Raw genomic sequence first — 13,323 nt, 5'->3', positions numbered from 1 at the left:
TCTATCCTAATTTTTTATTATAGACAAATTTGATTTATTCATTATTTTTAGATTATGTTATATTATAAAAAAAGTAAAGATTAAAGCGAATGCAAGATAGGAGAATTCTATGAAAAAACAATTTGATACAGAAGTTAATGATTTACTTTATTTAATCATACATTCTCTTTATTCTCATAAAGAAATATTTTTACGAGAATTAATATCAAATGCTTCTGATGCCATTGACAAACTTAAATTTTTAAACCTAACAAACGAAAAATTTAAGGATATCAAACTAGATCCAAAAATAGAAATAAGCTTTGATGAGAAAGTGATTAAAATAAAAGACAATGGAATTGGAATGAACAAAGAAGACCTGATTAATCATCTTGGTACAATTGCAAAATCAGGGACTAAAGAATTTATAAACAACTTAAAAAAAGATGAAAAGAATGCTGCAAGCTTAATTGGACAATTTGGAGTTGGATTTTATAGTGCTTTTATTGTATCAGACAAAGTTGAACTTATAACGAAAAAAGCTTTAGAAGATGTTGCCTATGTCTGGTCTAGTGACGGCAAAACAGGCTATGAAATAGACAAAGCAAAAAAAGATGAACATGGAACTGAAATAACCCTTTACCTTAATGAAGAAGGAATTGAATACACTAACAAATGGAAAATCCAAGAGATTATCAAAAAATATTCAAATCACATAAGTTACCCTATCTTCATTAAATATAAAGAACCCCTAATAAAGGATGGCAAGCAAGAAGGATTTGAGGAAAAAGAAGAAAAACTGAATGACACAACAGCAATTTGGATAAAAAATAAAAATGAAATAACAGATGAAGAATACAATGAATTTTATAAAAATTTAACCTTTGATTATGAGAACCCATTAATTCATATACATACAAAAGCCGAGGGAAGTATCGAGTATACAAACCTTTTCTACATCCCAAGCAAAGCTCCCTATGATCTCTATTATCCAAATACTAAACCTGGTGTAAAATTATTCATAAATAGAATCTTCATAACAGATTCTTCAGACAGTTTACTTCCAAATTATTTAAGATTCATAAAAGGAATCATAGATTGCCAAGATTTACCACTAAATGTAAGTAGAGAAATTTTACAGCAAAACAAAATATTGGCCAAAATAAAGGCATCTTCTGTAAAGAAAATCCTCAGTGAACTTGAAAAGTTAAGTACAGCCGATCATTCCAAGTTCAATGAATTTTCCAAAGAATTTGGAAGATGTTTAAAAGAAGGAGTTTATTCTGACTTTGATAATAGAAACAAGCTCATATCCTTAATTAGATTTAAATCCTCTCACGTAGATGGACTTGTATCCTTAAAAGAATACAAAGAAAGAATGCCTGAAGGACAAAAAAGCATATACTATATAACCGGAGGAAAAGAAAATATACTAAAAATCAATCCAATAGTAAATGCTTACAAGGAAAGAGGATATGAAACTCTTATCATGGATGATGAACTTGATGAAGCTATTTTAAACTTCATTACAGAATATGATGGGATAAAGTTAAAAGCAATAAACAAAAATGAAACAAGTGATGAACTAAAAGATGAAAATTTCAAGCACATGGAAGAAGAATTCAAAGACATCTTGCTAAAAGTAAAAGAAATACTTAAAAATGATGTCAAAGATGTATTACTATCAGCAACCCTAACACAAGAACCATCAGCAATAATAATTGACAGTGCTGATCCTACTTATCAAATGCAAAGAATTATGATATCAATGGGACAAGAAATTAAAGAAATCAAGCCTATTCTTGAACTCAATCCAAACAATAAAATAATTCAAAATTTAAAAAATCTAGATGATGTAAATTTGGAAAAAATAAGTATTATTCTTCTTGAAGAAGCAATGATAACTTCAGGCCTACAAAGTAAAAATCCAAGTCAATTTATAAACATCATAAATGAAATGTTAGAAAAAAACATATAATTAGAGTAAGTTCGCAGCTTATGTTGCGAACTTACTTCTTAACTCTAAGAATCAAATCTTTGCCTGCCTCAACAGGTTTAGTTTGAGATATCTTAGCTTTAACATCTTCAGTTAAAGTAGTAGTAGAAGATAAAACATACTCAGAACCATCATCAAACTTTCCAAACACATAATCAATACTTGAAACTTCATCAGAATTTGCAATAACAACAGGTGTAACTACTGATTCTGCATGGGACTTTAAATATTCAAGATCAAGTCTAATAATAACATCCCCCTGTTTTACGCTCATGCCCTCCTCAGCAACCCTTGTAAATCCCTTACCATTCAAATTAAGAGTATTAATACCAAAATGCACAAAAATTTCCACACCTTCTTTAGTTTCAAGACTAAAGGCATGGTTAGTTTTGAAAATTTTGCCAATATTTCCATCACAAGGCGCAACCAACTCACTCCCAGTAGGCATAATTGCAACTCCATCACCAACTATTTTCTCAGCAAAAGCTTCATCTGGCACCTTATCAATTGAAATAACCTTTCCACTAACAGGTGCTATCAAATCCAAAGTAGCGGACTTCTTAAAAAATCCCAAAAACCCCATAAACTAATCTCCTATATATTTATCTAAAAATTCTAAAGTCTCTGACTCTGATTTACTATTTAAAACTTTAATTGCTAATTCACTTAAGTCAGATATTGTATATTTGCTTAACAAATACTTAATTCGAAGTGAGGCACTAGGCACCATACTCAAAGATCTAAATCCAAGCCCAATCAAAATCAAAGCCCCAGCCTCATCTCCCCCAAGCTCACCACAAACAGAAACATCAATTCCAGAACCATTACCAGCATCAAGAACATTCTTAATAAGTCTTAACACAGCAGGATTATATTTATCATATAAATTTGATATTTTATGATTACCCCGATCTACAGCCAAAGTATATTGGGTTAAATCGTTAGTACCAATACTAAAGAAATCCAATTTGCTAGCAAATTCAGAAGCCATTAAAGCTGCTGAAGGGACTTCTATCATGCATCCAATTTCCAAATTTTCATCAAAAGGTAAATTTCTAGACTTCAAATTTGTCTTAGCTTTATCTACAAAATAATTAATTATGTCAATTTCTTCATACCTAGTAAGCATAGGAACCATGATTCTTATCTTCCCATAATGACTAGCCCTAAAAATTGCATTAAATTGACTTTGTATTAAATCCTCATGATCCATATACATTCTAAGAGCACGATACCCTAGGAAAGGATTATCTTCTTTTGGAAAATTAAAATATGGAATCTCCTTATCTCCTCCAATATCAAGAGTACGAATAGTAACAACACCTTTTTTCTCTATAGAGTTTACAACTTTTTTATAAGCTTCAAACTGTTCATCCTCTGTGGGTGGCTTTAAAGACTCCATATATAAAAACTCTGTCCTAAAAAGACCTATACTATCAATCCCATACTTATTAACATATACAATATCCGTAGTAGTTCCAATATTAGCCTTAAGAGATATTTGAATACCATCTTTCGTCTTGGCATCCTGATTTCTTAATGCAAAAAGCTCTCTCTCATGCTCATGATACTCTAATATCTTATGCTCATATTTATTTAGCTCATTAGACGAAGGATTACTAATAACTATTGAAGACAATCCATCAATTATTAATTGCTCACCTTCTTTAATTTTAGCAATATCTAAAGATGTCATAACAAGCGCAGGAAGTCCCATTGTCCTTGCTAAAATAGCAGCATGAGAAGTCTCACCACCAACTGTAGTAATAAATCCCTTAACATAACTTAAATCAACCTGCATTGTATCAGACGGTGTCAATTCTTCAGTAATTAAAACAACATCTTTTTTAATCTCAGAAAGATCAGTAACTTGATCTAAAATATTTGAAATAAGCCTATTCCTAATATCTTTAAAATCAGAAGCTCTCTCCTTTAAATAAGCATCTGTATATTCTTCTACACTTTCAATCAATTCTTTAAAAGATAGATAAACAGCATAAGCAGCACCATAATTTTCATTCTTAATAAAGCCCATAACAGACTCAGAAAGTTCGTTATCCTCAATAACTAATATCTGCCCTTCAAAAATACCTTCCTTATCAGAACCAAATTGGGATACAGCTTTCTTTGTAAGCTCTTTAAGTGCAGATATAGATTTTGACTTAGCATCATTAAATTTTTTTATCTCACCATCAATTTGTGAAGCAGTAATTTTTGATTTATCAATTAACTTATCAAAATCCTTCTTAATAAAAATCGCCTCTCCTATACCTATCCCTTTAGATATTCTTTTCCCCGATAAAGTCATATCAACCTTCCACACCTATTCTTTAAAAGATTCAATGAGCTCAACAAGTTCATTAACAGCCTTCTCCTCATCATCACCCTCAGCACACACCACAAGCTTCTTTCCAGAAGATAATTCCAGAGTTTGTAAGCGAAATAAACTTTTGCCACTCACAGATTTCCCATCAGCCTCAATTGTTATATCACTAACATACTCCTTAGCTTTTTTGACAAACGTTGATGCCGGTCTAACATGCAAACCATTAATGGCTTTAATTGTAGCCTCTTTTTTTACCATAAGCTTAAGCCCCTTATTTGAATAATTATTTTTTGATTAACTTATTAACAAATATATTATAATGCATAAAAACAAATTGATAAATTAATTCTATTGCTTTTATATTAAAACCATGCCTAAAAACCAGCAATTATTTAATAATACTAACTTTTATAATACTATAAATTACACAATACATTGAAATAAAAGTTTTTAATAAGTCTTAAACTCATCTCCCCTAAACTAAAGTTTTTAACATCACAGATATTCTTATCTAGCACCCTAATAGAATCTTCAATTTCAACTAAAGATAAAGGCAAAGATTTATTAAGAAGTAAAACTTGAAAATCTCTTAAAGTAATAACTTTGTCATTATAAAATATCTTCATCAAAAAATCACTTATAATATTTCTCCTAACATTTAAAAGAACGCAAATAAAAATAATGTTTGTCTCTTCTAAGATATTAAATGAAAAAGTATCAACAAATATCCTACTGCAAAAACTTTTATTCCACAAATTTGTAATTGGAAATTTTAATTTACTTAAAAATAAAATATGTCGACTTTCTATATAATCATCTCTGTTAATACTGTAAGCATTACAAGTATAAGTTCTCTTATTTAAAATATTCTTAAACTCAAGCTGAGCATCGAGACTTAACAACAAAGGATATAAGTCAAACACTGTGTTCTTATAATAAAATCCATTAGCAATATTAATACTATTTAGATATATCCTATCATTTAGTCTTGAAATAAATTCATAAAACAACCTTGGGATATTTTTCTCTCCAAATTGTAATATCGTATCATAAGTCACACAGGGTCCCATTTCCAAAAAATTACTCTTAAGAGAAACCTTATTGAATCTTTCAAAATTATTAATTATAAAAAAATTGTCAGAATCTTCCTTGTTCTTGTTCATAAAAATTTCAGCATTTTTATGAAAATCAATCTCATTATAAATTATATAATTGTTTGCATCCTCATTAAACAAACTAACAAGCGCATTAAAATTTTCTGGATAATATACCTTAACACCACTCATTTTCTCTCTAACTCTTCCAATTGCAAATAAAGCTCTAAGAACGTATTAACATCAAGACAATGACATTTTAATGTATTATAATATCCTAAAATATCAGTCCTAATTATAACTTTACGTTTTAAAAGATAGTAAAATAATAATACATTAGATGAAAAACAATTTGTACAAAAACCAAAGTCATTTTCTAACAAAACCTTAATTAAAGTTTCATAAAAGGTTGTATTTTTTAAACCTTCAACAGTAATGATATTACGCCCATTTAACATAAAGGCTGGAACTAACGATGAATATATAGGTTTTAAATCTAAGAGCACCAACGAAAACTTTTTGTTCATGTTTTCAATAAAATTTTGCTCACCCGAATAAAAAATATCTATCAAAAGGTCTCTAGTACTTAAAGAGAGATCAATACTTTTTGAAAGACGCTCTTCATTCAAATTAAAGCTAATTAGTATCAATACGTACGCTCCAACTATTTAGAATCTCCTTAACATCAATAGGGGTTTTACATATATTGAGGTCAAAAGCCTGAATTAAAGCTGTCTTAATTGCAGAAACAGAGACAATAAACAATATTCTAAAGGAAAAAACAAATTCTCCATCTTCAATAAACTCAAGTTCTACAGAATTAACAATATCATAAGTAATATTCCCAAGAATATAGTCAACTGCTAAGCTAAAAATTGAAAATACACGTTTATTATTTATCCTAAGTTTATCAAACTTACCATTTTCAACAAAAAAATTCACATTACTAAATGTAACATCAAAAGAATTTATTTCTATATCAATCTCAAGAGAACAAGCAACATTAAATTTCTTATCTATATCAACAACAAAGTCTTGACCAATTACAACAGGATATTCTCCATTAAAATCTTCACCAAGCATCATTAAAAGACCATCCTTAATAGCTAAAACTTCTCTTTCAATAACATAAGATTCTTTAACTAACGTACTATGCAATTCAACATTATCTCTAAAGGCATCACTAACAATAAAATTGACATTATCATAAGATAAGCTAAAAGTCCTAGCCAAACTATTCCTTAAATAGTTTTTTAAATTAACATCTATTAATTTATAAGGAACAAATATGTCTAATTTATCCTTATGCAAACTCATAGAAACAGTTTGATTGCGGCTTAAGGAAACAAAATCCAGATTAGGGTCTAAATTTAAAAAGGCAAATCCTACACCCTTTCTTCTCACGTCAAAAACATTATATTTATTATTTAAGCTTATAGAAGATGACTTGCGCATAATAAAATTTTTCAAATCTATTTCCTTAAAAAGCCTTAAAAAAACATTACATTCACTCTTAACATAGCTTAGTAAATAACTAAGAGGTTCAATTGACAAATTAACTGCAAGATTATAAAAGTTTGAATAAACAACATTATAAATGGCCATCTCAAATAAAAAATGATTGTCGAAAAAAAATATAGCATTACTTTTAGCCGATATAAAATTAATATGTATATACACATCAAAAAACAAATTACTAAAAACATTCCTGAGATAGTCAAAATAAAACTTATACAAAAAGTTTAATGGCCTGTTGATTTCAATTTCTAAAATAATCTTATCAATTCTATTTGCTTCTGATAAGTAATTAGCAACTGAAAACTTTAAGCTTAAAGACTCTGCCATTAAAAAATGTCTTTTATAATAAATAATATTAACCTTGCGACCAAGCTTTTTAGCAATTATTATTCCTTGTAAGACAGCATTAAAACACACTGGAAATAAAAAATTAACACAATCATTATTAATAGGATTGATAATGATCCTATCTTTAGCAATGCAAAAATTATCACTAATAATTTGCTTTATAAATGGAATATTATCAAGATCCGCATCGATGATTAAACTATCATCTTTAAAGTAAACTCTAACTAAAAGAACATCACTGGAATAATTTAAATAGCTTGAAAACTCATAATAAGACTTATAACTTTTACACTCCCCTAATTCTTTAAATCTCGAATCAAAATAAACATCACTTTGCTCAATGGCTTTTAATTCAAAAACAATGCTTGATTCTGCTTCCAACAAAAAGTCTAAGTTATCAGAATATAAAACTAAAGGAATTTGTCCTTCAAAATCTATTTTATTATCAAAAAGCTTTAAATTAAATTCATTAGAATCAACAATATCACTGAACTTTAAGGTAATATCATCTTTATAACTTATATTAAAAATTCTGTCTTTATACTTATCTGAAAGCTTAAAACTTTCAATGATAGAATTTTTGATATTACAACAAACTGGCAAAGCCCAAACTTCATCTATATCTTCTTGATTCATAAACAATTAAGTAAAATTAAGCAGTCAAAATTCATAAATTTATCTTGCTAGCTTATATTTGTATCATTATGGCACAATACAAATAAAATTACTATTACAAATAAAAAATATGATGAACAACTAAATCCTCTAAACCAATAATACTTAAAAGATCAAAGTATAGGGATTTTCAATAATGAAATTATTCTCATAATTATTATGAATTTTATTTTGATAAATTCCAAAAAGTATGCTAATATCAAAATTAAAATGGGTATCAAATAATATCAAGTAGGTATATGTATGGATAAAGGTAAAAAGATACTTTCAATGCTCTTTAAAACTTTTATGTTCCTCTTATATACATCGCTTTTTGGAGAGCCAAAAAAAAATACAAACGATTATATAATAAATTACTCAAATGTTTATATTCCCAGAGAAGATTTAAACGAAGATTTTAACAATGAAGAAGGAATAATTTACCATAAAAAAAATGAAATTTTAAAAGCAAACAACTCAAATGCATCAAACAAAAACACAAATAAACTTAAATTCAAAATTCCTAAACAATCTCCAATATCAGATAACAAACAAGTAAAAAATACAATCTTAACAAACGAAGAATTACAATATCTAAAAAGTTTAAACACAAAAAATTTTGATTCAGAACAAGAAAATATAGATGACTGGTTCATAAAAAATATAAATAACTTAAAGCTTAGAATTGAAAACTATGAGAGAAAAATAGAAAACCTAGAAAACCTTTTAAGTCAATCCAATATAAACTCAATGCAAAAAAGAAATGAAGAATATGAAATATTAACAAAAAGTCTAAAAGAAGTAATTGAAAAGATTAAAATTTTAATTAATACAAAAGAAAATTTATTTAATCACATTTGGCAAACAAAAAACAATAATTATAAAGCATATGAAGAAAACCCAAACGAATATATATCAAATGAAGAGTACAATTATCCATCTGAAGAGAACACATATGATATGCATTCCCAAGAACAAGAATATTTTAATTTACCAGACCAAATACTAAGTGAGCTTGATGATAAAATCAATAATAACAAAGACGCTCTTAACAATAATTCTCATAGATTAAGTGAGCTTAATAATAAAATTAATAATAACAAAGACGCTCTTAACAATAATTCTCATAGATTAAGTGAGCTTGATGATAAAATTAATAATAACAAAGACGCTCTTAACAATAATTCTCATAGATTAAGTGAGCTTGATGATAAAATTAATAATAACAAAGACGATCTTAACAATAATTCTCATAGATTAAGTGAGCTTGATGATAAAATCAATAATAACAAAGACGCTCTTAACAATAATTCTCATAGATTAAGTGAGCTTGATGATAAAATTAATAATAACAAAGACGCTCTTAACAATAACTCTCATAGATTAAGTGAGCTTAATAATAAAATTAATAATAACAAAGACGCTCTTAACAATAATTCTCATAGATTAAGTGAGCTTGATGATAAAATTAATAATAACAAAGACGATCTTAACAATAATTCTCATAGATTAAGTGAGCTTGATGATAAAATTAATAATAACAAAGACGATCTTAACAATAATTCTCATAGATTAAGTGAGCTTGATGATAAAATCAATAATAACAAAGACGCTCTTAACAATAATTCTCATAGATTAAGTGAGCTTGATGATAAAATTAATAATAACAAAGACGCTCTTAACAATAACTCTCATAGATTAAGTGAGCTTGATGATAAAATCAATAATAACAAAGACGCTCTTAACAATAACTCTCATAGATTAAGTGAGCTTGATGATAAAATTAATAATAACAAAGACGCTCTTAACAATAACTCTCATAGATTAAGTGAGCTTGATGATAAAATTAATAATAACAAAGACGCTCTTAACAATAACTCTCATAGATTAAGTGAGCTTGATGATAAAATTAATAATAACAAAGACGATCTTAACAATAACTCTCATAGATTAAGTGAGCTTGATGATAAAATCAATAATAATAAAGACACTCTTAACAATAATTCTCATAAATTAAGTGAGCTTGATGATAAAATCAATAATAATAAAGACGCTCTTAACAATAACTCTCATAGATTAAGTGAGCTTGATGATAAAATTAATAATAACAAAGACACCTTACTAGCATTTCAAAAAGAATTAACAGATTTAAAGAATGATCATGACACTAGCTTAAAAAATATCGCAAACAACTTATCTTCAATAGAGGAAGTAATAAATGGCCTAAAAGAAAAGATTGAAAAAAATGAAGAAGTATACAAAAAGAATCAAGATATAATTCAACAAAAGCAAGACAAAATAAATAATATATTAGATAAAAAACTAACAGATAATGAAAATACTATTTTAAAAATTAAAGAAGAATTTGACAAATATAAAAACCTCTTAGCAGGTCAAAACAAAGAATCACAATACACACAAAAGAAATTTTATCCTAACAATGGAAAAAAAATGCATAACAATCCTCTAATAAAACCCGCTGAATTCAAAATATATCCAGATACACATTCAAACAACTACAATTTTAAAGATCAAAGTAGTGAATTTGATTTTAAAAAATCTAACGGATATTATATTGAAATAGAACCAACAAAAAACTTATATAGAGCAAAAGCAATTTACAAATCAATACCAAAATATAATGTTAAAACTCATTTCATCAACCCATCATTAAAACATAAAGAAAAATTTTTCAGAAACCTAATAAAGGTGGAAAACACAAATGAGATAGGTACTCTATATAAAAATTTAGCCTCAGAATTTAAAAAAATAAGAATAATAAAATAAACTTAATCACCTAAATCCAAAAAACCTTTAATATCAACAATACTAAGTATTTTGATGCCCAAATCATTGGCTTTTTCAACTTTTGAGCCAGGATTTGCTCCAACAAGCAAAAAATCTAAATGTTTAGTAACTGCCCCTCTGTAAATAGCACCTTTATTAGTAATTTTTTCAATAAGAACATTTCTAGAATATTTTTCAAAAGAACCTGTAATACAAAATTTTTTGCCAAATAAAAAGGAATCATCTACAGTATAATCAATATTATCTTCCTTCATCTTAAACCCTAATTTTTTAAAAAAATTGAATTTATCAAGAACAGTTTTATCATTAAATGCTTCAACAATAATTAAAGCTATCTTTTCACCTATTCCTTTAATCTTTAAAAGTTTGTCAAAAGCAGCCTCTTTATCTTTGCAGAGGTTGCTAATTATGTCAAACGAGTTTAAATTGTTATTAATTAGCACTAATATTGTATTCATTCCAAGCTCCCTAATTCCCATACTAATAAACAATTTTCTAAACGGTTTACTCTTACTATCTTCTATTGAACGCTTTAAATTATTTATCCTTTTAAGATCAAAACCCCGTAGGTTAATAAGCCTATCAAAATTAAAAGTATAAAGATCGAGCTCTGAAAATATAAACTTCTTTTCAAAAAGAAACTCTATTGTTTTCCCCGAAAGCCCTACAATATTCATGCATCTTTTACTACAAAAATATTTGATCTGCTCAATTATTCGGCAAGGGCAATGTTCATTGAAACAAAAAAGATGTGCACCTTCTTTAACTAAAATCATCTTACATGAAGGACAATTAATAGGAATTTTAAAACTACCAAACGAAAGTTTTTCTACCACCAACTCAACAGCAGGAATTACATCCCCACGTCTTGAAATTGAAATCACATCCCCAATATTCAAACCAATAGAGTCTATATAATCTTGATTATGCAAACTCGCATTAGTAATAAAAGACCCAGCAACCAACACTTTTTCTACGTGTGCAACAGGAGTAATTTTGCCACTACGACCAACTTGAACAACTATGTCAACCACTTTGCTAATACCCGTACAAGATTCAAATTTATAAGCTATTGACCACTTCGGATGGTGGGAAGTATATCCTAAAATTTCCCTTAAAACAAAACTATCGGCCTTTAGCACAACGCCATCAATTTCATATTCCAAAAGAGCCCTTTGCGCCTCTATCTCTTTAAGATGATTAATAATATCGTCTTCCAAATTTTTACCATCAAAAAATTTACAAAAAGGATTAAGCTTAAATCCAAATTGCTTAAGTTGCTTAAAAGCATCACGACTACTATTCAAATTCAAACTAGAATATAGAACATCATAAACAAAAATATCTAAAGGGAAATTAGCAACCTCTCGACTATTTATTCTCCTCAGTATACCTGAAGCTAAATTTCTAGAACTAAGATAAGGATTTTCTAATGTATGATTTATTTTCACAAAATTTTTCTTAGTAATATAAATCTCACCTCTCAAAATTAACTCAACTTTTTCATCAATACATAAAGGCACACTTTTAATCGTTCTTACATTGCCAGTAACATCATTGCCAACTTTTCCATCTCCCCTGGTCAAAGCTCTCTGAAGTATCCCATCTTTATAATAAAGAACAATTGAACATCCATCAATTTTTGGTTCAACTGAGATGCCGGTATGATATCCTAAAGTAGAACTCTCTGCCACAATTCTTTCAATCCATAACAATAATCCCTTAATATCATAAGCCTTATCCAAGCTCAATATAGGAACAGAATGTTCAACTTCTTCAAAATCATTTAAAAGATCACTACCAAATTTAAGAGTCGGAGAATCCAAAGTTTTATATTCAGGATACTTAGTTTCTAAATCTTGAAGCCTTAAAAGGGCTTTATCATAAATTAAATCACTCACACTGGGCGAAGAATCAACATAGTACTCTTTATCCCATCTTTTGATACTATCTCTTAAAGATAAAATTTCATCTTCTATACTTTTAATCATAAATGCGAAATCAATCCTACCCAAAAGTTCACAATATATTCTAACAAAATAATTCAAATAAAAATATAAATTTTTTAGGGATAAGTTCTTGAGTAATAAACTCATTCATCTTAAAATTTAAAGTAAAAGACAGAGTAAGTAATGATATATGATTATACATGATGTCTTAATGATGTTTAAATGATTTTTAATAAGTTATCATGTTAAAATTAAGTAAGGAGCGAAATTTGGAAGAAAATAGAAAGGCCTTGATAGTTGATGATTCTATTTTTATGAGAAAAAATTTAATCAAGATATTGAAAAAATTGGGATTTAACGAATTTTATGAAGCAGAAGATGGAATCCAAGCCGTTAAAGAATTTGAAAAACATGCAAAAATTGACCTAATAACTCTTGACATAACAATGATAGGAATGGATGGCATCACCGCCCTTGAGAAAATAAATGAAGTCAACAAAAACCTTGCACGAAAAATAAATGTATTAATGGTTACAGCACTGGGAAAACACGATCTCATTGCAAAAGCTTTAGAACTTGGAGCAAAAGGGTATATTACAAAACCTTTCAGTGAAGAACAAATAGCAGAACAAATAAAAAGATTACATTAGG

General features: G+C 27.9%; 10 protein-coding genes. 3 read left to right on the top strand and 7 right to left on the bottom strand.

What is annotated here, in order from left to right:
* Positions 1-109: 109 nt before the first annotated feature.
* The gene (gene htpG / locus bcCo53_RS02815) at positions 110-1,957 is read left to right on the top strand and encodes a molecular chaperone HtpG (protein WP_025408170.1); all 1,848 of its coding nucleotides are present in this window, start codon (positions 110-112) and stop codon (positions 1,955-1,957) included.
* 31 nt (positions 1,958-1,988) lie between these two features.
* Here htpG and crr read toward each other — a convergent pair whose 3' ends face one another.
* The 6 genes from crr to bcCo53_RS02785 all read right to left on the bottom strand — a co-directional run bounded on the left by crr (position 1,989) and on the right by bcCo53_RS02785 (position 7,897).
* Positions 1,989-2,558: a PTS glucose transporter subunit IIA gene (crr, locus tag bcCo53_RS02810; protein ID WP_025408169.1), complete on the bottom strand. Its 570-nt coding sequence runs from the start codon at positions 2,556-2,558 to the stop codon at positions 1,989-1,991.
* Between the two features lie 3 nt (positions 2,559-2,561).
* Positions 2,562-4,283, bottom strand: a complete 1,722-nt coding sequence (gene ptsP, locus bcCo53_RS02805) for a phosphoenolpyruvate--protein phosphotransferase (protein ID WP_025408168.1) — start codon at positions 4,281-4,283, stop codon at positions 2,562-2,564.
* Between the two features lie 15 nt (positions 4,284-4,298).
* Positions 4,299-4,559 (bottom strand): HPr family phosphocarrier protein, encoded by a 261-nt coding sequence (locus bcCo53_RS02800; RefSeq protein WP_028328086.1) that lies wholly within the window; start codon positions 4,557-4,559, stop codon positions 4,299-4,301.
* Between the two features lie 158 nt (positions 4,560-4,717).
* A complete protein-coding gene (locus tag bcCo53_RS02795) occupies positions 4,718-5,587 on the bottom strand; it encodes a consevred protein (protein WP_025408167.1) in 870 nt (289 codons plus the stop codon).
* Entirely contained in the window at positions 5,584-6,045 is a 462-nt protein-coding gene (locus bcCo53_RS02790) for a hypothetical protein (protein WP_025408166.1), read from the bottom strand. The genes bcCo53_RS02795 and bcCo53_RS02790 overlap by 4 nt, the downstream gene beginning before the upstream one ends.
* The gene (locus tag bcCo53_RS02785; RefSeq protein ID WP_025408165.1) at positions 6,032-7,897 is read right to left on the bottom strand and encodes a hypothetical protein; all 1,866 of its coding nucleotides are present in this window, start codon (positions 7,895-7,897) and stop codon (positions 6,032-6,034) included. The genes bcCo53_RS02790 and bcCo53_RS02785 overlap by 14 nt, the downstream gene beginning before the upstream one ends.
* Before the next feature lie 327 nt (positions 7,898-8,224).
* Here bcCo53_RS02785 and bcCo53_RS02780 point away from each other — a divergent pair, with 327 nt between their 5' ends.
* Positions 8,225-10,702, top strand: a complete 2,478-nt coding sequence (locus bcCo53_RS02780) for a coiled-coil domain-containing protein (protein ID WP_246938341.1) — start codon at positions 8,225-8,227, stop codon at positions 10,700-10,702.
* 2 nt (positions 10,703-10,704) lie between these two features.
* On the opposite strand, the gene ligA is transcribed toward bcCo53_RS02780, so the two are convergent.
* Positions 10,705-12,714, bottom strand: coding sequence for an NAD-dependent DNA ligase LigA (gene ligA / locus bcCo53_RS02775; protein WP_025408163.1), 2,010 nt, complete (start codon positions 12,712-12,714; stop codon positions 10,705-10,707).
* A gap of 227 nt (positions 12,715-12,941) precedes the next feature.
* Between ligA and bcCo53_RS02770 the strand changes: the two genes are divergently transcribed.
* Positions 12,942-13,322 (top strand): response regulator, encoded by a 381-nt coding sequence (locus tag bcCo53_RS02770; protein ID WP_025408162.1) that lies wholly within the window; start codon positions 12,942-12,944, stop codon positions 13,320-13,322.
* The last annotated feature ends 1 nt before the right edge of the window (position 13,323 follow it).

Source organism: Borrelia coriaceae (assembly GCF_023035295.1).
GTDB lineage: Bacteria > Spirochaetota > Spirochaetia > Borreliales > Borreliaceae > Borrelia > Borrelia coriaceae.
The sequence above is the reverse complement of the archived record's forward strand: the minus strand, read 5'-3'. Positions and strand labels throughout refer to the sequence as shown.

Excerpts from the sequence above, each read along its gene's own strand:
- htpG (WP_025408170.1), top strand. The coding sequence starts at position 110 with ATGAAAAAACAATTTGATACAGAAGTTAATGATTTACTTTATTTAATC.
- bcCo53_RS02780 (WP_246938341.1), top strand. The coding sequence starts at position 8,225 with ATGTTCCTCTTATATACATCGCTTTTTGGAGAGCCAAAAAAAAATACA.
- bcCo53_RS02800 (WP_028328086.1), bottom strand. The coding sequence starts at position 4,559 with ATGGTAAAAAAAGAGGCTACAATTAAAGCCATTAATGGTTTGCATGTT.
- crr (WP_025408169.1), bottom strand. The coding sequence starts at position 2,558 with ATGGGGTTTTTGGGATTTTTTAAGAAGTCCGCTACTTTGGATTTGATA.
- ptsP (WP_025408168.1), bottom strand. The coding sequence starts at position 4,283 with ATGACTTTATCGGGGAAAAGAATATCTAAAGGGATAGGTATAGGAGAG.
- ligA (WP_025408163.1), bottom strand. The coding sequence starts at position 12,714 with ATGATTAAAAGTATAGAAGATGAAATTTTATCTTTAAGAGATAGTATC.
- bcCo53_RS02795 (WP_025408167.1), bottom strand. The coding sequence starts at position 5,587 with ATGAGTGGTGTTAAGGTATATTATCCAGAAAATTTTAATGCGCTTGTT.
- bcCo53_RS02785 (WP_025408165.1), bottom strand. The coding sequence starts at position 7,897 with ATGAATCAAGAAGATATAGATGAAGTTTGGGCTTTGCCAGTTTGTTGT.